This window comes from Achromobacter spanius, from assembly GCF_029637605.1.
Taxonomy (GTDB): Bacteria; Pseudomonadota; Gammaproteobacteria; order Burkholderiales; family Burkholderiaceae_B; genus Achromobacter; species Achromobacter spanius_E.
The window spans coordinates 5,614,994-5,635,675 of the sequence record NZ_CP121261.1 but is presented as its reverse complement, the minus strand read 5'-3'; the positions used below and the strand labels follow the sequence as shown (position 1 = coordinate 5,635,675).

The window sequence follows — 20,682 nt, the reverse complement described above, 5'->3', positions numbered from 1 at the left end:
AAGCGGGCATGGAGGGATTTCACAAATGCGTCAGTAAGTTTCTCTCGGCCATTCAGAACCCCATCACGCTAAAGAAGAAGGCGGTATCAACGGCAGCGCCGGTCTGATCGCGCGTTATTACATCCACGGTCACCTCGTCGATGATGGCGCACGACACCAGTCGCCCCGATGTGCCTTTGCCGATGGCCATGGGGATGAACGTGCTGGTGGTGCTTGCGGCAGCGGACAGCACTACGCGGACAACGCCGATGCCGGTACGCGTAACCGAAGCGATCCCTTTAGCGGCTGCAAGGGTGGCGGAACCACCGTTGTTCACATTCCCCCAGGCCAGTGGCTTCAACACGAAAGGGCTGTCTTGCCTGATGAATGCCCCTGTGGAATTGAAGGGGGTGACATTTCCGAAAAACGACAGATTCTCACCGACCTTAGCGCCGTATCCCGTGCTCGGGCTTGCCGAACTAATCGCGATCATGGTGTCAGCGGTATCAGTCTTACGGAACACCACGCCATCCACGACACCGCGCTGCGTAGACCCTTGGAGATTAATTCCGGTACAAGCACCGCCCGAGGTCAGTCCAATGTCTTGGATCACCCCATTTCCGATCACATAGTCTTCAACGGTGCCCTGGAAGTTGATGCCAGCACGTAGACCGCCTTTGATCGTGAAATCGTCGACCACGACTCGGCGATAGTTGCTGACCACCACATTGCCGTCTCGGGTCTGCTCACCGTAGCCCTGGATGTGGTTTCCGATGAGCTCCAGATCTTCACCGAAGTTCTCTTCGGTCGCATCGTGGGCAACCGCGAAGATGCCCGCCCGATTACCTGCGGCATTCGAAGGGTCGGCAATGAAGTTATTGCCGTGCACCTTGATTCGGCGTGGAGGAGCATACCCCTGGGCGGCAGAGAACCCCCCTTTGTCAATCCCAATAGGGATATGTGCCCCCCATGTTGAGTTGTGGGCAAAAATGATGTCCGTTCCACCGTGGGTATCCAACGCCTTCCACGTCGAACAGTAGTTCACCGCGTTTAGCGCAACGAGACCAAAGGCGCAAGTCCTATAATCCGTCAGTGATCCGTCGCCTGCGGTGCTGTGGTAGACCCGGGTGGTGGTGATGCCGTACACGTTGTAGTTCGGGGCGATCCCTTCGGTGGGAAACCCCGGAGCCATGTAGTCGACCTTGTTATTGGTGACGTCGAAATCTCGACAGCCGTACATCCGGATGCCATCGCGGCCACAATGCCGGATTCGATTGAAGTTCGCCGAGAAGCGATCGATCTGGTCAGCGATGACGCCGGACTGCCCCCAGCCCTCAATTACGCAGTCTCGTACGGCAATGTCGGATGAAGTGCTCGACACCGGAGTGGGCGGGTTAGCGGGATAGTTGGGGTTGTTGTAGAAATACTGATCGTAGCGTCCGGAAATACTGATACCGATGGACCGGTAGATCGGTTGGACCGTGGCACCGTAGAAAGGGCCGCGCAGTTCCAGCCCATTGAACTCAATGCCGGTAGAGCCCGGCTCGGCACGCAAGCCGCAATACTCAGTGCCGACAGAGCTGGTGGCAGCGGCGTCATAGTTCGACTGCACAATGACGGCGCCACGCCCGATAACCTTGGTTCCGGAACGGACGGTGGGTCCGTTCCCAGCCCAACGATAAGTACCCTTCGGGAAAATGACGGCAGGGCGGCCGGCGTCCAGCGCTTTCTGCACGGCAGCGGTATCGTCCGCAACTCCATCGCCGACCGCGCCGAAGTCCTTGACGCTAACGCAGTCGCGCAGCTTGTCCAAGGTAGTACGCCCGGATGCACCGGTTCCGCTTTGCACAAATCCCACTAGGGCTGCGCCACTCGAGGCGACCGATGCCGAAGCTAGCTCCTGACGCAGAGCGGCGTCTCCAACAGATACGAAGGAAGAACCCTCGTCCTCCCACTCCCCTGAGGTGGTGTAAGGAAGATCAAGGGCCGCCCCTGCGCGCCAAAGCTCGCCGTCCTTGCGAAAGATCTGATTCCTGGACGAGATCACAATCCCGCCCGCATAGTCGCCCAAATCTTGGTACCCGGAGCTCAGCAGGAAACGCTGAATCGCCTCTTCCGCACCATACCAAGAGAGGCGCTGCTGTCCAAGCCGGTCCTGCCAGTATTCGCCTAACCGGTCGTTCATCGCGAAATCAAAGTTCTCCGCGTTGTCGTACAGATCCTTCACGGATACGCTGCCAAGAGGATTGCCAGTTCGATAAGTCGTCATTCTTTGACCCAATAAAAAAGGCCCCTCGAAAGGGGCCTTGGTTGATGCTGGAATATCGTTAAGTCGGAGGGAAATCGTTGTCGAATGCGTAGACCCGTTGGTCGTAATTCACCGCCGTCACTGCCACCTCAAATTCGCCGCGTGGCAAGACGCCGGAAATAAGCGCGGGAAAGCAGAACGACGAGAGCGGGCCAAAGTACAAGTGCGGTGGCTCGTGGCTAAGTGAAATCGACGGCCAGGGCTGGGGAACCGTGGCGCGTATGTGGTACTCGTCCGCGCCTTCCGACGCCGGGAACGGCCCTGCGAATGACCCATCGAGGCGACGATACGCGACCACATGCGGGCCTTCCGAAGTGTTCCAGGTGACGGGCTCGCTGCTTTCCAGAATTGCGCTGCCGGCGCCATCAGACTCAATGCCAACGAGCAATCCGGTGCGCCCATATCCAAACAGGCCCACATAGCCCATGTACTCGCTGTTGAGCGCGTCCAGCTCTGTGGTAAAGCTGTAGTCACTCTTGCGGTAATAGAGGGCCGCCCGCCGACGCATGCCGATGCGCCAAGCGCGGGTGCGATCCGTTACCCCATCAAGAGTTATCTTTTGGACCTTGGCGCCAAGGTCGCCAGGCAAACGGCACTGAACAGTCTCCCGCACCCAGGTTTCAGCATTCACGAACTCGACATCGACTCCGTCGTAATCGGTGATCTCTGAATGCGTGGAGCGATTGCGGCGCAACGGCCCTTTCATGTTGAAGGGACCGTATGACTGTTCGAATTCGTTGACAGGCTTCACGTCCTCTCGAACAGGGCGAACCAGGCCATCACCGCATGTAAATTCAGCCATGCCAGCGCCGAAGGTCGTATCGAGAGCTTCTTTCACCGTGGTCGCATCAAACACGAAATCTAGTGTGTCCCCCCGCGCTTTCCAAATGGCGTCAAGGCGGAGCCATTCTTCAATGTCAATAGCCTCGTCACCCACGCCGGACGATTGGAGGATGTGGCGCGCGAACGCCGTAATGTCTCGCGTGGGCATGGGCGATGACCATGTGCCATCCGGTAGGAGCGTCGGCAGTACGCGAACGGGGATGACGTTGATTTGGTTTTCACTCTGCGCCGCCAGCTTGCCACCGCTGCGCAACATCACACTTATGGTCGTCCAGTCTGGATAGACCCAATAATCCGGCATGCGTGCTTTCAAGCCATACCATTGGCACTTATCTTGAGCCTGCGTGCTGGTGGACTGCGCGCCCACGCGGCGCATGCGAACGGCCGGCACCATGGGAGCAATGGCGAATTGCTCTGTGAATCCAATTTGATCCACGGTGGCGTCGGAGAACGTCCGCGACACAGTCACGCGGGGGCCGCCCGCCACGTTGCGGTACTGGTATTCAGTGCTGACTGACCGCTCTTCAACCTCGCCGCCATCAGACAAAAAGCACAGCCCATTGGGGAAAAAGACGTCGAGCTCCAACGTGCTGGTGACGGCCCCGTCCGGGGTAGCGATGAATTCGTTCGTCCACTCTCCATATACCGCGCCGCCAGAGAATCGCACCCGCGTGGCCACAGTGCCAGCCTGGAACGTACCCGGCGAAACGTCGATACTTGCGGGGTCAAAGGCCACGATTGTGCGCTCAATGTCAGCCCCGAAAATGTAGGAAACTCCCGTGCCTTCGTCTACATGAACCGGCGTGAAAATCTCCGTGTCTTCCTCAAATTCCAGCGTATAGATTCCGGAGCCGGGAGACGCGACAATCGTCTTAACTCGCCATTCCACTTTAGCCCCGAACGCGCCCACTTGGAGCACACCACCTACCGTGACGCTAGGGATATGGCCAAAGTAGCCCGTAAAGCGGCTAATCACGTAGCCCGGATCAGATTCCGTCGGGTCAACGAAATGATCGGCAATGTCGTAGAGCCGCGCGTACTCTATAGCCACCACCGTACTCACGCCCCACCCGCTCGGGTATTCGCCATCACTGCGTGTGATGGTGGCACCGCTCAACGCATATGAGGCGGGGTCGGTGTTGACGCGGTTGGCGGGCTCCGTCGTAAGCTCCAGGCCGGCCGAACCCGACGACGTACCACCCACTTCCGTTACCGTATGCCAGATCTGCGCGGCCACTTGCGCGGACAGATTCGTCCCCGGAGGATAGATCCCGTAGGCGGCATCATCTCCCAAAGCGCTGAACGGTGTGGACCCGACGCGCACGTCTGCATCGGCGATTTGGTAGTTTCCGGGGCCGACGTTGGCCAGAAAGACCAGCCATTGTTCTCGCTTGTTCACGAAGTACCGGCGCGGCGGTGTGAGATAGTCCACGAACCGGCGATACCGGCCGGCTGGCTCGGCTACCACGCTGCCAAGTTTTGCGGTGTTGGCTTTCCCGTCTGCCGCTTCCAAGTTTCGCGATTCCGGCGTTTCGCGATTCGTCACAGGACGCTTGCCGCGGAACACGTTCAGCAGCTTTGACAAGATCGGATCAATGATCTTGAACAGGCCGCCCATCGGGATCGTGTTCACACGCACCAGCGCGTCCGGCTCCAGCGACTCGCCCCACCGGTCTTGTGGCCACTTGACGCCATCAAGGTAAGCCGCGAAGCGCTGAACTTCCATGTCGCGCCAGGCCGGAATCGTGGCGTCCAGGTATTGCTCAAACGTGCCGGCCCAATCGATCGACTCCAGCCGCGTTTCCAACTCGGGGGCAGAGTAGATGTCAATCCGCATAGTAAACAACCCTTGAATATCGCTGTTCGAAATGCCGAACGCGAGTGAGACACGGCCCGGTCGGCTCGTCGGTTTCCAAGATCCTGAGAACGCCGTCTTGATCTCGGATAACGAGCCCAACATGAACGCATACGCGGCCATGCCAAGCGGTCGCCACATGGCCCGGCTGTGGTCGTTCTGCTGGCACCAAAGAATGGGCCTGCGCCACTCGTGCGACCTCTCGCGTAATGACGGGCATCAGGCCAGGCTTGGCGTCGGCACAACTGGGCAACATGACACCGCCAAACAACTCCACGCGAGCCACGCGAGTTAGCCCCCAGCAGTCGTATTCAGTGGGACCTCGTCCGCCGGCGACGTACCGCGTGGCGAGGTAACGTTGCAGGCTCATAGGTATTTGATACCTGGCGCATTGGTCGCCGTGTACAGTTGCCTCGACCACCGCAAATTCAAGAGGTCGAAGAATGCCGCGCTCAAAGTTGCCTCGTCGCCCTCAATCGTGCCGCCCAGCAATTCCATGACGTACGGCTTTCGGGCGGGCTGGCTCTTATCGCTTTCCAGGTACTCGCGGTAGACAACCTGCACAGGCTGCCCGGATTCTTCCGCGAGATCGAAGTAGCGATCAACGACGGCCGATACGCCTGCGACACCAAAATTCAGCGTCTGACGCCCCGTGTTGTTCTTCGCGGGAAGCGAAACCGAAAGAGAGCCAGCTTCGAATAGGACGAATGAGCCCGACACGCCTAAGATCTGATTTTCAAAACCATCGCAGATTCGAATCGGAGGCTGGCCGGCCACGCTAATTTCCAGCGTGGAGATGATCAACTCGCCTGCGGGCGCACTTGCGTAGACTTCAGCAAGGGTGCTCATGCTTTCGGCCACTCCCGGTTCATCGCCAGGTCAAAGATTTCAGGATTCGCCACGAAGCTAGGCAGAATTGCCCACTCGTCTGGAAGCAGCGGACGTTCCCACACCTCCAAGGTGGCAGAGAACTGCCAACGATCTGCTCCCCACGCTATGGGGCCGTTGTAGACGCCAGAAATGCGGCACACCCGCACCGCATAGCCGATTGGATGCCGGAGATAGATGTTGAACCACTCGGTGCCGTCTTTTAGCGTCACCTTGTACCAGAGCTCAAACAGTCGGGCTTGTGCGCTCGTCATAACCCACGTGGCCGAGCGCATCACCGGTACAGAGCTAAATTTCCGACGTTGCCGCGCGCGACCTGAGTCCATTGTCGTCCGCTGATTGGGCGACGTGACCGCGTATTGATTCGGAGCCCACAGGGGTGCTGGAAGCTCTGCCGGATAGTCGATCAGGGTTTCCATGTTTACCGACCTTGGCGCTTAAGGCCGTATGTGGATTCCAGAGTTTGAGACATCTCACCCCCGCCGTGTATATCGGCAACGAACAGGTCCGCCGTCAAGTTGCCATCGCCATCCCGGCTTTGGGAAACTTGGCCGGCGCGGTCCCGATTCTCAATCAGATTTATCGTCACGCCAGGGATCGAGCCACTGCCGCCCGTAGCATCCTTGTTGCTGACGACTTCGCCGCGTCGGTTGGGCAGCATGAATTGCTGGCCGTTGGCCGCGTTAAAGACCTCGGGCGCGCCGTTTTCGTTGATGCGGTACATCTTCGCGGCATCTACTCCCCCGCCATACTGTCGACCGCCACCGCCGACTAGGGCCAAGCCTTCAGCCAGGCCGACCGTTGCGCCGATGCCCGCCATGGCAGGGGCGGAGTTGGCGCCAAACGACGCGAGCGATGCGAAAGCGGCGGGTATAGCCCAAGCCGTAGCCAGTGTGGCCGCCGCCGCGGTGCCGGCCGCCGTCGCCGCAGCGGTGGCGGTCTGGCCCATGATCAGGTTTTTGACGTACTGCAAGCCCATCTGAACGAGTGCGCTAACGCCTTGCTTCAGGATGGCGCCCGCCAGTGCCTTGACTGCATCCTCACCGTTGGTAGCGCCAGTCGCAATTCCGACGAGCGTATCGGTTGCTGTAGCGCCCAACTGGTCCAAGCTGGACATGAGAAGCTCGTTCCATCCCGACTGACGGCGGAAGTTCTCTTCTTGCAGCACACGCGACCGTTCGTCATAGGCAGTCTCGGCCTGTGCTTTCAGCTCTAGATAGCGCTGATCCTCCAGAAGCTTGGCTTCGTTGAGCTTGCGGAGGTTCTCGATCTGGGCCTGGAACTCCATCTGAGCGCCGGCAATTGGATCTACCTGGCCCAGAAGCTTCTGGTTCTGCTCGGCCTCGCTAATCTTGCCGATCGCACGCGCCAACGCCTCAACCTGAGCAACTTGCTCGGGCGTGGCGAACTCGTTCAATGACGCCTTCGCCTTCGCGATGGCCAGCTCTTCGCCCGCGAGGCCCGCTTGATACAGTGCGGTCGCCAGCGAATCGATGGTCTTTTCGTTTTCCTTGTTGGCTTCGATCGACTTTTTGGTAACTTCGCCGCCAGTCTTTTGCGCCTGCTCCAGCTGATACAGCGTGGCGGCCAGCTTCTCGGCTTCGGCGCGTTCTGCTGCCGTTGCATTTTCGCCCAGCTTCTGGATGGCCTGTAAGCGTGCGCGCGCCTCCCCGGTCAGCTTGGCAAGCTCGATCTCATCTCGCATGCCTTGCAGCCGCTTGGCAACGTCAGGATCGGCGGCGGGCGCGGACGGTGCGCCACCTTCAACGCGCTCGCGGGGCTTCTGGTTGGCCAGCTTATCCTGCAATTCGTAGAGCTTTTGCAGCCGCGTGTTGACTTCGTCAAGATTGGCCTTTTGCTCGACTAGCGACTTGTTGGCGTTACCCAACTCATCGTCGCTGATGTTGACGCCTTGCCCCTGCGCCTTCTTCAGATCAATGATGTCTTTGGTCAGGCTCGACACCATACGGGACGAGTCGCGCGCCTCTTTCTCAATCTGCTCAATCGCATCACCGACCTGGATGCGGCGAAGCTCAAGCTGCGCTTGCGTGAGGTTGTCCACCGCAGTGGCCAACTCTTCAACGTTGGGTGCGGCGCGCTTGGCGTTGTCGCCGAACAGCAGCACGCCGGTAGCCACGCTCGCGACCAAACCTATAAGTCCTGCCGGGCCTCCCAGCAGCGCCAGCATGCCAGATCCGGCGGCAGTTGCTGCACGCTGCGCACCGGCAAGGGCGGTCTGCGCTACACGGTGCGCGTTGGCAGCAGCGGTAGATGCGGCGAGTGACCCGCCCAGCCGAACTTGCGCGGCGGCGTGGCCAGCGGCGGCAGCGGCGGCGCGCTCGTTGGCAACTGCGGCGGCCAGCGCGGCGGCGGCCTGGGCGCGCGCGGCAAGCGAGGCCTTGGCCGACTCAATGGTGCTCGCGGCCATATTGGCCAGCAATTTCGCCAGGGCGCCGGCGCCAAGAATGGTCAGCCCCGTGATAACCGTTTGCAGGTTATTGGCGAGTCCAAGCATGGCCTTGGAAAGCAGTTGCGTGGCGCCGCTGGACTTGTTCGCTTCGCCAACGATGGCCGACAGGTTGTTGCGCAGCGCCGTGAATGCGTCCTTGACCGTGGTGGCCATGCCATCCGCGGCGGCCTTGTTATCGTCCAGTGACTTGCGCAACCCTTCGGTCAGCATGCGCGCGGTCAACTCGCCGCTGACGCCCATCTGGCGGATTTCCTGCGCGCTACGGCCCGACGCGGCGGCCACATCGTCAATGACGGTGGGAATGGCCGCCAGGATCGTTTCCCAGGCGTCGGCTTCAACCTTGCCTTTATTGAGTACCTTGCTGAATGCGTCCGTCGCGCCGCGCGCCCGATCCACGCTCGTCGCGTTCTTCACGAACGAGTAGGAAAGTGAGTCGGTCACATCAAGCGCCGACTCCGTTTCGTAGCCCATCGCTTTAAGCGATGCCGACGTGCGCACGAAAACCTCTTGCGCTTCGGACAGCGAGCGGTACGTCTTGTTCGCGGTATCCAACAGGCGCGTCTGCACCATGTTGAATTCGGCGGTGCTGGACGTGGCCATCTGGACCCGCTCGGCCATTTCGTTGTACGCCTCGGCCATCTGGATCAGGCTGGACACGCCTTGAAGCGAGATAAGCCCCGCCAATACGCCAGAGAATCCCTTGAGCGCAGACGACGAAACAGATGCCTCGCGTCCCAAACCCTTGACGGCCGCAGCCGTCTGGGTCATTTGGAACTGCGCCTGGTTGGCCGCCTTATCCGTTTGGCCAAAGCGCTTGTTCATCTTGTCCAGCGCCGAATCGACGTTGGTGGAGCTATTGACGAGCTTCGACGTGTCGGCTTCTACCTCGTAGTAGATCGACCCGACATTCATTCCGCCTGCCATCAGTGAACCCCTTTAGCTGCCTTTCGCTTTGCTTCGATCTTGTCGAACCACGCCATCGTGGCGTTGTGTTCCTCTTTCGTTGGCGCCCTTGCGCCAGGTGCATTGCTTTCGGCCGGCGGAAACTTAGCCCGCAATGCGCCGACCAACCCCGTCATCGTCAGATTCCAGGCGTCCCGCTCCGACACGCCTAGATGGGCCATAGCAGTGGCCACATGGTCCCTTGCCAAAAACTCCTTCACATACACTGGCTCGTCGTCACCCGGCCGCCTTGGCATCGGGGGCAATGCGCCCGTAACGCCGTGCTTCAACAGGCAGCGCGCAAGGGGAACCACATGCTCTGCCGGAGCCACGCCTGGCACGTATTCCAGCGCTCCGGAAGTGGTCTCGTAAGTCCCAAACAATGACGACGGGTCGACGTCATCAACCGAACATGAATAGATGACGCCCAGAGCCGCCTGAAACAACCGGCTCGCCTGGGCGTCATCCTCTGCCCCACCCATGACCGTGGCGAAGGTTTCGACTATCTCGACCGGATCTCCCAGCCGAGACATCGCGTACAAGGAGGGGCGTAGACGCACCACCTGTTCCCCCGCGTACACGCCGACTTCGCCAATTTCGGTCAGGATCATGGGTTACGGCGCCGTGACGGTCACCGGAACGGTCACGCTCACCGACGGGCGCGCCGCGCTGGTGATCTTGACGGTGGTTGTGCCTTCAGTCACGCCAGTGACCAGGCCGACATTGCTGACGGTAGCAACGGCCGGCGCCGCGCTTTCGTACACCAAGCCTGAAGCAGCCCCGGACGGCGAAACGGAGGCCGTCAGGGCTTGCGTCGCACCTTCGTCAACCGATACCGAAGTGGGCGACACATTGATAGCTTGCACCAACGGCACAACGGTCAGCGCAATCGTGTTGGTCACTGCCGGCGCCACGCTGGATGCCGCGGTGATCGTGACCGCGCCTGCGGAAACCGCCAGGATCTGGCCAGTAACCTGGTTGACGGTTGCCATTGCAGGGTTGGACGACGTCCAGCGCAGACCTTGCGGCGCACCGACCGGCAGGACGATGCCTTCCGCGTCGAACGACTCACCCACCGTCAGGCTCAGGGTGGACGGGATGACCTCCACGCTCGTCGGATCCGCGGCGTCCGGGTTGGGCGTGTCTTCGACAATCAGGCCATAGTCGCTGCCCGTGGCGCTCGCTTCCAGGCTGAACGTCACTACGTCGTCAAACGGAGCGCTACGGCTCATGTTCGACACCAGCATGAACGCCGTGAACGTCAGATCCGGAAACGTCATGCGCATCCAAGCCACAGGCTGGCCGCCAGTAGCATCGGGGCGCGCGACATGCTTGGTGATTTCGATCAGGTTTTCCGATCCGGTCCCGGACGCCTTGGCCGTGCCGTCGCCGGAAATGCTGAGCGTCTGGAAGGTGGCGATGTTCTCGCGCAGAGCTCCGACCGAGTCGTCAGCCGTGGTGTCGGCGGTTTCCCATTCCAGGGTGAATTCCTTCGTGCGGAGAGCGGCAAAGCGCTTCCAGTCGGTTTCAGCGGGCAGTTGGTCGCCGCAGCCGATGTGGTATTCCAGGACCACGTCACGGCCAACATACTTCTGGTTCTTGCAAGTAGCCATTAGTGGCCTCCAGTTATAAAAGCACTTCAAAATCAAGCGAGTACCAGGGGCGGTTCTCGCTCGTGTAGCCGGGGCCGACGGCTTCGCCGACCGCGCGCACGGACGCAGCGCCGCAGGGCGACGAATCGCCTAATGCGGCCTGGGCCAGTGATTCCATGGTTTGTTCGACAGCGACGACATGCTTGCGCCCGTCACGCGGGCCTAGCAGGATCACTTTGAAGCGGATAACGCGGTCTTCGACATCCGGTGCGGAACCGCCCATTTGTTGAACGGAGGCGATGAAGGCGCCGTTGACGGACGGGCTGTCAATCCACATGCCGCGGCTGTACAGGTATCCGTCGCCAACGACCGCCTTGAGCCAATCAGTGAAGGCGTCAAACACCGTAAATCCTTTTTAGAATGGCCGGCACCGCGCCCTTGATCTGATCAAAGCCCTTGGTAAGGAATTCTGGCTCCGCGTTGGGGTCCCAATAGTTGCCGTTGCCTGTGCCGCCTCCGAAACCCACGCCTGCGCGCGTTCTGCCGAAGTCGGCCCGAGGCTTTCCATTGAGCTTCCCGGAGGCTTCGTGAACCGCCGCCGCATAGGAAGCCGTGTATCCGACCGAGCCGGACACCTTGCCTTCCTTCACTTCTATCTGCGGTGCGTACTGGCTATTGACCAGGTTGCTGGCGTCGATCGGCGTCATCTGGGCGGCCATTGCCGAGCCCTGCGATAGCGTCTCGTAGACGGCGCGCTCGGTCTTGCCTTCGCCGATCTCCTTGACCGCGATACGGAAGCCGCGCTTGACGCGCTCGATGCCCTTGACCGGCATGTCAGGTCACCAACTTCAGGTCCGGCTCTTCGCCGAAGAAGGACATATCCCAATTCGTCACCGAACGGATCTCTTCCCAGCCGCTCGAACCGTCAAAGCTGATCTGATCCAGGTACTTGGGGCGCTTGTCTTCGGTGAAGATCACGTGCTGCGATAGGAATTCCGCCCCGCGCGCCCCACTCTGCCCGCCCGACTCGCGCTCCATCTTGCTTTCTGCCGTCCAGGTGCAGGCGATATCGAACTCAGGGCCGTAAACCGTTTCGCCGGTCATCATGTCGATCGACACGAACGGCCGCACCGTCGCGATGTTCGTATAGCTCCAGTTGGCGGTAGCGCTCATTCTTGGCACCCGCCCTTGGCGATCCACATGCCCCCAAACGCCTTCTTGGTCGGGTCAGGTGGGATCAGCTCGGAAGCGCACCCGTACTTGTCCAGGCCGCGCAGCAGCGACAGCGCACCGCTCCATCGGTCGGCAAATCCCTGATACCGGAACGAGCGCGACGCGCCGCTGGGCGCCGTCTGGCTGCTGATGTAGCGATCCCCCTGCCCTAGACCCATCAGGCTCAGCAGGTACAACTGGATCAGAAGCGCCGTTTCCGGCGTGTAATGTTCATCCAGACATTCCTGGATGCTGTTTGCCTGGGCGACTAGCGCAGCCAGGACGAAATCCGGCAGGACGATCCCCTGGCCTTCCAGATACTGCTTGGCTTGGTCGATCGTCACCATATCCAGACCTCAAAATAGAAATGGCCCCACCATCAGGCAGGGCCAAAAGAAAACCGCCCGTAGGCGGTCAGTTGGCGGCAGGCTTCAGCGGATCGCCGTCGGGCAGCAGGGAAACCAGTTCTTCAGCGCTTTTCCGGCCGTCGTACTTGATGCCCAGCTCTTTCAGGCGGCTCTTGACGTCGCCCTTTTCCTGATCGGCACCACCCGAACTTGCTCCGGGCGTGGCCGGCACCAGGGACACAGCGTCATCGGCCTTGCGAACGCGCGTGCGATACAGCGGATGGGCTGCCTGGTCGGGCGTGAGCTCGATCACCGCGCCGGGCAGCATCACCCCGACGCCGATGATCTTGCGCAGGAGGATGTACTTGGATTTCGCCATGATTCCCCCTTATGCCGCGCTGGCGTACAGCACGCCGCTGCGGCCCTGCGAGTCAGCCTTGACTTGCAAGCCGGAGGCGCCCCACACCAGCACGTGCCAATCGTCCATCGGCGTGACACGCGGGATCGGCGTGGTGGTGACGGGCATTCCGACGACCGGGCGGATGTATTCGCTGGACAAGATGATGGCCAGGAATTCATTGCCGGTCACCGTGTCCGTGCGCTTGAAGCCAGCCACACCGGGAATGCGTTGCAGGCCCTGGAGAATGGTTTCGACGTTGCTGGTGCCCGGGTTGGCGATACGCAGAAGGTTGAACCAGATCTCGTCCGAGATGTAGAACGTGACATTGCCAACGGCGTTGTTGCCCTGGCCCTGGAGCGCTTGCAGCGCAGCGACGAAGGCGCCCCATGCCTGGGCAAAGGTCAGCGTCGGGCTCGTCAGATCCACGTTCAGGCCGGCGGCGCCCAAGTCCAACGCGATGGTGTTCGGGTTGTTCTTGATACCGTAGGCTTGGTAGTTCTTGTACGTCAGGTCGGGCGTTCCATCGACGAAGTTCTCAACGGTGCGCTTGCGGACGAAGCGCGTGGCCGCAGCCTGGTCATCCAGCAGAGCGTCGTAGCCTTCCGAGCGCATGCCTTCCAGCTCGCGCCAGATGCGGCCGACTTGAGTGGAATGAACCAGAACGATCGCGCCGTCATAGTCAAAGCTGACATGGTTCACGGGCTTGCGGTGCTGGCCGTCGATGCTGGACCGGACTTCCAGCTCATCCGCGCCGTAGCGTCGGTATTCGCTGACGATCTTGCCGATGTGGACGTTGCGCGCCAGGGGCATCAGGTCGTTCAGCAACACGCCGCCCTCATCGGACAGCATCAGCGTCTTGGTCTGCGTGTCGAAGTCACGCCACACCTCTCCCGGGATGCGCGCCTCGTTCACTTCCAGGCCGGCGGCCTTCATCAGGCCGGTCTCGTGGTCCCAGTTCGCGGTACGTGCGTTCACGATGAACTGGTGCTGCTTCTTGAGGCCGGAATTCGCTTCCAGGCCCTTTTTGTCTACGTAAAAAGCCATTTTCGGCCTCCTTAGCGGATCTTGATCGGGACCAACTGGTCCAGCGTCGACGTGGTCGGGGTCGTGCCGGGGAAGGCATTGGCCGGATCGTCGATGTACGCATGGATCGGGTCATCAGTGACGGCCAGAGCGAAGCGGCCATCGACGTTGATCGTCAGGGGCACATCATCGACAATCGCGACGCCGGCCACCAAGCGGCCAGCCATCAGATCGGCCGAGCGCGGGGTGTACAGGCGCATGGACGAGCCGCCGCCGACCTGGTTGTCATCGACGGAGCCGTGCAACTGCTCGCCGATCAAGTACCAGAAGTCCCGCTCACCAGTGATCCCCTTCTGGACGGTCATGTCGCCCGCAGCAGAGGTGATGGTGACCGCCGTACCAGGCAGAAAGGTTCCCGTGGTCGGCGCGTTCACTTCGCGCGTTTCGGGCGTGGTGCGATGAACGCCGCCACGGTAAATCTTGTTCCATTTCACAGCCATGATCTGGGCTCCTTATTCCGGGACTTCGTCAAAGCGCGGCTTGCCGGAATCGGCAACCTGGCCGTTGATGATCGGCGCCGCGGTGCCCAGCGCCTTGAACATCGCGTCCAAGGGCTCGCCCGACAGCGCATTGGCGACGATGTCACCATGCACGGCGGCCACGGCCTTGCGCTTTTCTGCCTCTTCGGCCTTGGCGTTGGCGGTCAAGGAGTCGGACAACGCCTTGTGGTTGGTCTCCAAGCCTTGGATCTTGTCCGTCAACGGCTTGAGTTGTTCCGCCAGGTTGGCGGCGAAGGCTTTGCTGATGTCGTTGGTCAGCTCGGCCTTTTCTTCAGCGGTCAGAGGCATATTGCCCTCCAGAGTGTTATCAGGCCGAGCCTGATGGTTGAAAATTCGTTTGACGCTGTTCACCACGGTGGTGACCCAGGATTCCTGGCGGACGACGGGGGAGCCGACGTCATCGAAGATGATCTTTCCGCCTTCAGTGGCATAGCCGTAGACTTCGGCGACGCCGCCGTTGCGCACCAGGACAGCCTGCGTGTCGGTGAAATCGGCCACCCAGACGTAATCCTCGGCGCCCGGGGCAAAGCGGGCCTTGGCGGCGGCCTGGATGCGGTTCTCGCGCTCGCGGAAGGATTCACCCTCCAGCGCGCCGGCATTCACATGGAGCGGCTTGGCTTGGTCAGCGTTGACCATCAGACCCACACCCTGCTCGGGGGTGGCGGCGCCTGGCTCGTCAAGCAGGATGGCGTCGTGGTCGATACCGTGGATCTTGGCGGTCCATTCATAGCCGTCGGCGTTGACGGCCGGCTCACGCTCCAGGAAGACGGCCACGCTGGTATGCACCGGCTCGCCCTCTCCCTTCTCAAGTTGCTCTACGCGCTCGATCACGCGCCGACCACCCTCTGTGTTCTGTGCGACCTCCACGTCAACCCACTTTTCGGTGTAGACGCGGTTGCCGACCAGCTTCGTATTGCGGTTCCAGGCGCCGATATGCCCCAGGTTGATCCCTTCCGGGGAGAAAGCGGACACAAACGCGCCGTTCACGGTCGGGTGGCCAAGCGGGGCCAGCGTGCCTTCAAGCTTCTTGTAGTTGGCGACGATCTGGTCCTTCGGGTACAGGCCGCCGTTCATGACCACGTCAAACGGCATCGTGTAGCTCGGGATTACGATGTGCTCACGGCCGTTGTGCTGCTCGCGGCGGATGGACTTGCTGTTGACCTGCGTGCGGATGTTTACCTGCATCGGCATGGCTATTCCTTGTCATCGGCCCAGGGGCCGTTGCCTTTGTCTTTCATCACCTGGTAGTTCTTGCGCGCCCGGTCGACAATCGCAGGCACAAGGGGCTCGCCCTTCTCGTCCACCAGGACCGATACTTGGCTGCACTTGCAGTTGATGGCGTTGGCGTCGCGTGCGTACCACTCGCGTGTTTCTTCGCTAGTGAATAGCTTCGCGTGCCGGCGGGCATGCGTCCGCCGCGTGGTTGGGCTGAGCGCGGACATGTGCATCAGCTTCGCCTGGGTGCCGTAGTCTTCCTGGGCTTGGTCCTGTTCATCCCACCGCGCGCGGCGGAGGGCCATGGGCACCTCGGTACGCGCGATGCGGTGACCGCGGCGGGCTTCTATGCCCGTCTGCTCGGTCAAATTCCTGGCGATGTCGCGCGGGTTCAAGCCCCGGCCGATACCGTCGGACAGGATGCGAGACATGTCCGCCTTGACCTGCCCGGACAGGCCTTTCATTTCTTCAAACTGGCGCGCTCGCACTAGAGAAAGACGCGCCTGATATGGCTCGGACCTGAGCAAGGCTTGCAACGAGTCACGTCCAGCCTTGTAGGCCGGCGACTGCTGGCCAAGGTTGGCGAACTCCTGCGCTGTACCGCGCTGGTACGCCACTCCCACATACGACTCAAACAGCCAAAGGTTGCGCTCCCCGCCTTCCAGCAGGATCTCGTCAACGAGGCGGTCCGTGTCAGCGAAGATCGACGACAGCAGCGCCTGATCAAGCCTAAACGTGTAGCTCTTGTTCACGACCGGCTCGGCTGGAATACGGCCAAGCGCCTCAACGTAGCCATTTCGAATCCGCCGCATGCGACGGTCAAAGTCCTTCATGGCGCCCCGCTCCAGCCGATCTACCCCTGTCGGGTCTGCCGCATTACTCGGCAGGATCGGTGATCGGGCCATCGTCGTCCTCGTCTTCGTCGGGCAATGGCTCGGTGTCGTCGCTGGCGTCGTATCCTGCCGCCTCGCGGATTTCGTCCGTGGTGAACACCTCTGCGCCTGAGCTTTGGGCGGTCTGGTTGATCTCGCTCATCAGCTTGGCGTTGCCCAGCTTGTCGGCCTGCGTGGCTTCGGTCAGGTCGTCCCACATCACCGTGTATTCGGCGATTTGCTTGACCACGCCGATGCGCGTCAGATGCTCCACCAGGTCGTGGATTTCCATACCCAGGTCGGCGCGCCGAGACTGACAGCGTGCATTGAAGTACTTCTGGTCTTCCGAACTGGCGCGCTCGCCGGTCTGCATCCCGACCAGGATCTTGCTGGGGATATCCAGCGCGGCGCCGGCGGTTTGGAGATTGACGTTGTAGGTCGGGCCAGGGTCGGCAACGGCGGTAACCAGCGGGTTGACCGTGGCGCCCTGCGTAACCAGCAAAGCGTCGTTGCCGCGATTGACCTCACGGGCCGCCTCATTGAAGCGCGCCTGCAACTGGTCCAGCGAAACGCCATAGGCCTGCGCGATGCTGCCTAGGTCCACGTCCTTGTCATAGCTGACCGACAGTTGGCGCGAGGCGTTCTTCAGGAAGGATTCGCCCGATCCACCTTCAACCTTTTCCAGGCTGACGAAGGCGTTGTAGGCCGGTTCCAGGAAGCCGATGGCGTCACATGAGGCATCGCCCAGGATGAAAACGCGGTCTGGGTGAATATCCACCTTGCGGCCGGCGCTCCCTTCCATTCCGTATTCGGTGTACTGCCACTTGGTGACAGTGCCGTATCCCTCATCCTGGGCGTTGGTATTGAACCCGGCTGGCTTGAGGCTACCCGCCCAGGTCGGGATCATCTTGACCAGTTGCGAGCCTTTGCGCTTGATGGGCTCATCCCAGCGGCCGCTGTCGCGCACTTGCAGCAACAGGCCCGAGTAACGACCCACCAGACGGCGTTTGTCGGCCTCGGCCACCGAGCGCCAGAACTTCGGCGTGAACACCTGCTTGTTGCCGCGCTCCCAAGCGGTCTCATCGGTCGCGTTGTCCTGGTCGTCGCCCTCGATCACCCAAGGATTCGTCTTCCAGCACGCGGACGTGATCTTTCCTATGGCGCCGTGAGCGATGCCGCCACGGCGATACAGCGCGTAGAAGTCGGCAAACCCGATCTCTTCGGGGAAACCGTACTCGCACCAGGCCTGGGGCCGCTTGTTGTCGATCCCCTGGCCGCCCAGCAGGCCCATACGGGCGCGGGCGATCTGCGCATGGCTCAGTGCGGCATTCACCGCCAACTGAAGCTGGTCGCTGTTGTTCGTGTCTGACATGCTCATTCCGATTTGAGAATCAGGCCGGGCCTGTCGTCGTGGCGCACCAGTTCAACGCTGGATTGATCCGGATCACGCCAGACGGCTGTACCCTCGGCCCCGGCATTCTCGACAGCCACGGTGCGCGCGCACGAGACGCACTTCGCCCGCACGACCATGGACTTGCCACTGTCGCGCTGCGTGACCTTGAAAATTGCCATTTACCGTCCTGGGAGAAGCATGCCGACGGCGCCGCGGCGCTTGATCAGCGGCCCCAGCGCATAACGTGTCGCGTCTATGTAGTGATTGTTTTTGTCTACGATCTCGGTGAGAACATCGCCAGTCAGGCGGTCCACCTTGTAGCTGTAGGTCCGGGCCTCGTGCAGCGTCTTGACGCAGCGAGGATGGATGATGATTTCCTTGTAGCTGCGAAGATGGCTGATGCCGTCCTCAACGCTGCCCTTCCACTTCTCCACGCCAACGATTCTAGGCAGCGCCAGGCGCGTGCCGTTGCCGTTGCTCTTTACGTGGCTGATCGTCTCCGGCCTGGCTGAGTCAGCGCGCACCGTGTGGCGCTCGACGCCCGGCAGACGTTCGATCATGAACTTGGCAATGTCGTCGTTTTCCAGGCCAACCTTGCCGGCCTCGTACTCGATATAAAGCCTTTGGTCATGAATGCCGCACCGCACGCCGGCTGTCGGGTCCTGAGAGAATCCCCAATCAACGCCGAAATACGGCCCATCGAACTGGTCGAACTCAAATTCCGCGACCCGGTACTTACCTGCCAGGATCTGCGCTTCACTGTTCTCGCGATACGCGCCGTCCCAAATCCAGGCATATGTCTGGTCATCCAGCCGATCGCGGTCATCCAGCCGTTCCTGCTCAAGTTCAGCAGGGAACCATGGGTTGTCCGTGTAATTGAGCTCGACAATCTTGGCGCCGGTCGGCGGATTCTTGCGAAACCGCTCATCCGTGGGGCTGCCGTCCTTCTCCGGGTTCCAGGTGATCCAGATTTCGGAGCCAGATTCGCGGACGGTGGGGGCCAGCTTCTGCCAGGCGATCTTGCTGACGCTTTCGGCCTCATCCACCCAGGCTATAAGGATGCGCGCCTTGGATTTAATGCTGTCCACGTTGTGACGAAGACCGGCGAAGACGTATGAAACGCGGCGGTTCTTGGTCCGTACGTACTTCTCACCAATCTCGAAGTAGGCATCAAGCCAGGGCACGGATCGAATCGCCTGTTTGACCTCCTCCATAGAGGAATCTTCCAGGCTATTCATGAACTCGCGGCCGCACAAGATAACGCCAGACGCGCCGGCCTCCGCGAAAATATACGCACGTACAGCAGTCATCAACGCGAACGAGCGAGTCTTCCCCGATCCCCGCCCGCCATGCGCACCCCTGTATCGTGCCTGCCCACTGAATACAGGTATCAGCTTCGGCGGAAGTTGGATCTCAGCCGTCGTCACCTGGGGCAACCAATTGGATCGTCGTGGGCATCAGAGCCACAGGCGGTAGGCCCGGGTCACCGGCAATAGGCTGCGTGGCTTTACCGAAACCGCGATCAATCAACTCCTTCGCTGCTGCAACGCGTGCGGCGGGGGGATGTCCGACGTCCTTCATGATCTCGGCCAGAGTGGCAACCGCTTCTATGGCATGTAGTTGAGCCAGCGCCTTAATATCGGCTGTGGCCCGGTTCGGAGTGCCCTTCGAGCGCCCACCCGTCTTGGGCAGCCCCTTGGGTTTGCCTGCCATTTCTATTCCTATCTACTTTTGATATATCGCGCCTTTTCGCCAAGACTGCTGCGAAGAGCCACACTCGACAGTGAGAAAATGATACATTTTGAAATTCTACGATCTATTGCCTTACTAACTTCGGGCCTACCCGCCTGAAACTGCATCTTGCAAAGGAGCCAAGTGTGACGTGTTTAGCTGAATGCCTGAAAGCTTTGATCGACCGAGGTGAACTGTCCGACACAGCAGCTGGAATTGCAGCAAAAGTTGCTGCGGACGGCGGGACCCAAAAACTGTCCCCCAAGCAACTCTTCGTATACAACGATGAGGTAAGCCGATTTGTGGATCAAGCGTGCGCCAGCTCAGATTGTCCGAACAATGCGTCGTATGAATCACTTCGCGACGCGATCGTGACCGTTGAGGATATTGAAGACGTTAGCGGCTACTGCGAACACTGCTCATATATTGCTGGCGCTAACGCAAAAGACGATTGACTAGCAGACCTGGCAGCTTCGCAGCGCCAAATAATTGGGCTGGGGAATCCTTATACGCCCCGCCCTTTCAACCATGAGAAAAAATGGCGAATTCTTGGATATTCCTGGCGGACTATAACGACGCCATAATCACAGTGGAAACACGACCTATTGGTGAGGCCATTTATCGGCTCACTAAAGCCAGCAGCGAGAAGTTGTTCAAGTCTACTGGTCTGGAGTTGTCCCACGTATTGATCGCGACCGAGCCTGTCGGACTCGTCGCCCACGTTTATGACTTGGCGGGCAATGCTCGCGGAATCAGGCTGGGAGAAATTTCCTTCCAAAAAACACCGCCCATCCTGATTCAGTACACGGGGCCAGACGCCAGTTCCAGAACAGAACGCTGGACACGCGACTTGCCCACTTTGCTTGAAGCCAAACGCGCCCTAGCAAGTCTCCATCGGCTGCCGCTGGTCGACGCCCATCCGGGTGATGGCGAAGATATCGACTCCCGTTTGAAACATGGAGGGATTGACCCGAATTCTGTGCAGATTATCGTTGTGAACGAATAGAACCATTCGTTGTTCGGCGCAGCGATGTGCGGAAGCTCCCTTTATG

The 20,682-nt window shown here is 60.4% G+C and carries 22 protein-coding genes and 1 pseudogene; 2 read left to right on the top strand and 21 right to left on the bottom strand.

All coding sequences use genetic code 11. From position 1 onward, the window contains the following. Nucleotides 1-52: 52 nt before the first annotated feature. From P8T11_RS25195 to P8T11_RS25100, 21 genes and pseudogenes are all read right to left on the bottom strand, one after another. Complete coding sequence (locus P8T11_RS25195) at nucleotides 53-2,248, bottom strand: glycosyl hydrolase family 28-related protein (RefSeq protein WP_268079501.1); 2,196 nt, start codon at nucleotides 2,246-2,248, stop codon at nucleotides 53-55. 58 nt (nucleotides 2,249-2,306) lie between these two features. After that, nucleotides 2,307-5,108 (bottom strand): host specificity factor TipJ family phage tail protein, encoded by a 2,802-nt coding sequence (locus P8T11_RS25190; protein ID WP_268079502.1) that lies wholly within the window; start codon nucleotides 5,106-5,108, stop codon nucleotides 2,307-2,309. Between the two features lie 16 nt (nucleotides 5,109-5,124). Then, a pseudogene (locus tag P8T11_RS29270) lies at nucleotides 5,125-5,355 on the bottom strand (hypothetical protein); the annotation flags it as partial. Next, nucleotides 5,352-5,834 (bottom strand): DUF1833 family protein, encoded by a 483-nt coding sequence (locus tag P8T11_RS25185; RefSeq protein ID WP_268079503.1) that lies wholly within the window; start codon nucleotides 5,832-5,834, stop codon nucleotides 5,352-5,354. The pseudogene P8T11_RS29270 and the gene P8T11_RS25185, both read right to left, overlap by 4 nt. Next, nucleotides 5,831-6,292, bottom strand: a complete 462-nt coding sequence (locus P8T11_RS25180) for a hypothetical protein (protein ID WP_268079504.1) — start codon at nucleotides 6,290-6,292, stop codon at nucleotides 5,831-5,833. The genes P8T11_RS25185 and P8T11_RS25180 overlap by 4 nt, the downstream gene beginning before the upstream one ends. Nucleotides 6,293-6,294: 2 nt before the next feature. Further along, the gene (locus tag P8T11_RS25175) at nucleotides 6,295-9,255 is read right to left on the bottom strand and encodes a tape measure protein (RefSeq protein WP_268079505.1); all 2,961 of its coding nucleotides are present in this window, start codon (nucleotides 9,253-9,255) and stop codon (nucleotides 6,295-6,297) included. Between the two features lie 11 nt (nucleotides 9,256-9,266). Continuing rightward, entirely contained in the window at nucleotides 9,267-9,896 is a 630-nt protein-coding gene (locus P8T11_RS25170; RefSeq protein ID WP_268079506.1) for a DUF6246 family protein, read from the bottom strand. Nucleotides 9,897-9,899: 3 nt separating this feature from the next. Continuing rightward, nucleotides 9,900-10,898 carry a phage tail tube protein gene (locus tag P8T11_RS25165; RefSeq protein ID WP_268079507.1) on the bottom strand — a complete coding sequence of 333 codons (999 nt, stop codon included), beginning with the start codon at nucleotides 10,896-10,898 and terminating at the stop codon, nucleotides 9,900-9,902. A gap of 13 nt (nucleotides 10,899-10,911) precedes the next feature. Continuing rightward, nucleotides 10,912-11,280: a phage tail termination protein gene (locus tag P8T11_RS25160; protein WP_268079508.1), complete on the bottom strand. Its 369-nt coding sequence runs from the start codon at nucleotides 11,278-11,280 to the stop codon at nucleotides 10,912-10,914. Continuing rightward, nucleotides 11,273-11,710 (bottom strand): hypothetical protein, encoded by a 438-nt coding sequence (locus P8T11_RS25155; RefSeq protein WP_268079509.1) that lies wholly within the window; start codon nucleotides 11,708-11,710, stop codon nucleotides 11,273-11,275. Before P8T11_RS25155 ends, P8T11_RS25160 begins: the two co-directional genes overlap by 8 nt. 1 nt (nucleotide 11,711) lies before the next feature. Beyond that, nucleotides 11,712-12,050, bottom strand: coding sequence for a hypothetical protein (locus P8T11_RS25150; RefSeq protein ID WP_268079510.1), 339 nt, complete (start codon nucleotides 12,048-12,050; stop codon nucleotides 11,712-11,714). Then, on the bottom strand, nucleotides 12,047-12,436 hold the full coding sequence (locus tag P8T11_RS25145; RefSeq protein WP_268079511.1) for a DUF7370 family protein: 390 nt from the start codon (nucleotides 12,434-12,436) through the stop codon (nucleotides 12,047-12,049). The genes P8T11_RS25150 and P8T11_RS25145 overlap by 4 nt, the downstream gene beginning before the upstream one ends. Before the next feature lie 67 nt (nucleotides 12,437-12,503). Beyond that, a complete protein-coding gene (locus P8T11_RS25140) occupies nucleotides 12,504-12,815 on the bottom strand; it encodes a hypothetical protein (RefSeq protein ID WP_268079512.1) in 312 nt (103 codons plus the stop codon). Between the two features lie 9 nt (nucleotides 12,816-12,824). Next, nucleotides 12,825-13,880 (bottom strand): major capsid protein, encoded by a 1,056-nt coding sequence (locus P8T11_RS25135; RefSeq protein ID WP_268079513.1) that lies wholly within the window; start codon nucleotides 13,878-13,880, stop codon nucleotides 12,825-12,827. Nucleotides 13,881-13,891: 11 nt separating this feature from the next. Then, nucleotides 13,892-14,359, bottom strand: a complete 468-nt coding sequence (locus P8T11_RS25130) for a hypothetical protein (RefSeq protein ID WP_268079514.1) — start codon at nucleotides 14,357-14,359, stop codon at nucleotides 13,892-13,894. Between the two features lie 12 nt (nucleotides 14,360-14,371). Then, a complete protein-coding gene (locus P8T11_RS25125) occupies nucleotides 14,372-15,610 on the bottom strand; it encodes a hypothetical protein (protein ID WP_268079515.1) in 1,239 nt (412 codons plus the stop codon). Between the two features lie 2 nt (nucleotides 15,611-15,612). Further along, the gene (locus P8T11_RS25120) at nucleotides 15,613-16,467 is read right to left on the bottom strand and encodes a phage minor head protein (protein WP_268079516.1); all 855 of its coding nucleotides are present in this window, start codon (nucleotides 16,465-16,467) and stop codon (nucleotides 15,613-15,615) included. 43 nt (nucleotides 16,468-16,510) lie between these two features. Further along, entirely contained in the window at nucleotides 16,511-17,878 is a 1,368-nt protein-coding gene (locus tag P8T11_RS25115; protein ID WP_268079517.1) for an anti-CBASS protein Acb1 family protein, read from the bottom strand. A gap of 2 nt (nucleotides 17,879-17,880) precedes the next feature. Beyond that, on the bottom strand, nucleotides 17,881-18,078 hold the full coding sequence (locus tag P8T11_RS25110; RefSeq protein ID WP_268079518.1) for a hypothetical protein: 198 nt from the start codon (nucleotides 18,076-18,078) through the stop codon (nucleotides 17,881-17,883). Further along, nucleotides 18,079-19,326, bottom strand: coding sequence for a PBSX family phage terminase large subunit (locus tag P8T11_RS25105; protein WP_268082505.1), 1,248 nt, complete (start codon nucleotides 19,324-19,326; stop codon nucleotides 18,079-18,081). Next, complete coding sequence (locus tag P8T11_RS25100) at nucleotides 19,313-19,612, bottom strand: hypothetical protein (RefSeq protein WP_268079519.1); 300 nt, start codon at nucleotides 19,610-19,612, stop codon at nucleotides 19,313-19,315. Before P8T11_RS25100 ends, P8T11_RS25105 begins: the two co-directional genes overlap by 14 nt. A gap of 164 nt (nucleotides 19,613-19,776) precedes the next feature. Between P8T11_RS25100 and P8T11_RS25095 the strand changes: the two genes are divergently transcribed. After that, on the top strand, nucleotides 19,777-20,085 hold the full coding sequence (locus tag P8T11_RS25095) for a hypothetical protein (RefSeq protein WP_268079520.1): 309 nt from the start codon (nucleotides 19,777-19,779) through the stop codon (nucleotides 20,083-20,085). Between the two features lie 83 nt (nucleotides 20,086-20,168). Further along, complete coding sequence (locus P8T11_RS25090; protein ID WP_268079521.1) at nucleotides 20,169-20,636, top strand: hypothetical protein; 468 nt, start codon at nucleotides 20,169-20,171, stop codon at nucleotides 20,634-20,636. The last annotated feature ends 46 nt before the right edge of the window (nucleotides 20,637-20,682 follow it).

Excerpts from the sequence above, each read along its gene's own strand:
- P8T11_RS25195 (WP_268079501.1), bottom strand. The coding sequence starts at position 2,248 with ATGACGACTTATCGAACTGGCAATCCTCTTGGCAGCGTATCCGTGAAG.
- P8T11_RS25190 (WP_268079502.1), bottom strand. The coding sequence starts at position 5,108 with ATGGCCGCGTATGCGTTCATGTTGGGCTCGTTATCCGAGATCAAGACG.
- P8T11_RS25185 (WP_268079503.1), bottom strand. The coding sequence starts at position 5,834 with ATGAGCACCCTTGCTGAAGTCTACGCAAGTGCGCCCGCAGGCGAGTTG.
- P8T11_RS25180 (WP_268079504.1), bottom strand. The coding sequence starts at position 6,292 with ATGGAAACCCTGATCGACTATCCGGCAGAGCTTCCAGCACCCCTGTGG.
- P8T11_RS25175 (WP_268079505.1), bottom strand. The coding sequence starts at position 9,255 with ATGAATGTCGGGTCGATCTACTACGAGGTAGAAGCCGACACGTCGAAG.
- P8T11_RS25170 (WP_268079506.1), bottom strand. The coding sequence starts at position 9,896 with ATGATCCTGACCGAAATTGGCGAAGTCGGCGTGTACGCGGGGGAACAG.
- P8T11_RS25165 (WP_268079507.1), bottom strand. The coding sequence starts at position 10,898 with ATGGCTACTTGCAAGAACCAGAAGTATGTTGGCCGTGACGTGGTCCTG.
- P8T11_RS25155 (WP_268079509.1), bottom strand. The coding sequence starts at position 11,710 with ATGCCGGTCAAGGGCATCGAGCGCGTCAAGCGCGGCTTCCGTATCGCG.
- P8T11_RS25150 (WP_268079510.1), bottom strand. The coding sequence starts at position 12,050 with ATGAGCGCTACCGCCAACTGGAGCTATACGAACATCGCGACGGTGCGG.
- P8T11_RS25145 (WP_268079511.1), bottom strand. The coding sequence starts at position 12,436 with ATGGTGACGATCGACCAAGCCAAGCAGTATCTGGAAGGCCAGGGGATC.
- P8T11_RS25140 (WP_268079512.1), bottom strand. The coding sequence starts at position 12,815 with ATGGCGAAATCCAAGTACATCCTCCTGCGCAAGATCATCGGCGTCGGG.
- P8T11_RS25135 (WP_268079513.1), bottom strand. The coding sequence starts at position 13,880 with ATGGCTTTTTACGTAGACAAAAAGGGCCTGGAAGCGAATTCCGGCCTC.
- P8T11_RS25130 (WP_268079514.1), bottom strand. The coding sequence starts at position 14,359 with ATGGCTGTGAAATGGAACAAGATTTACCGTGGCGGCGTTCATCGCACC.
- P8T11_RS25125 (WP_268079515.1), bottom strand. The coding sequence starts at position 15,610 with ATGCCGATGCAGGTAAACATCCGCACGCAGGTCAACAGCAAGTCCATC.
- P8T11_RS25120 (WP_268079516.1), bottom strand. The coding sequence starts at position 16,467 with ATGAAGGACTTTGACCGTCGCATGCGGCGGATTCGAAATGGCTACGTT.
- P8T11_RS25115 (WP_268079517.1), bottom strand. The coding sequence starts at position 17,878 with ATGTCAGACACGAACAACAGCGACCAGCTTCAGTTGGCGGTGAATGCC.
- P8T11_RS25110 (WP_268079518.1), bottom strand. The coding sequence starts at position 18,078 with ATGGCAATTTTCAAGGTCACGCAGCGCGACAGTGGCAAGTCCATGGTC.
- P8T11_RS25100 (WP_268079519.1), bottom strand. The coding sequence starts at position 19,612 with ATGGCAGGCAAACCCAAGGGGCTGCCCAAGACGGGTGGGCGCTCGAAG.
- P8T11_RS25090 (WP_268079521.1), top strand. The coding sequence starts at position 20,169 with ATGGCGAATTCTTGGATATTCCTGGCGGACTATAACGACGCCATAATC.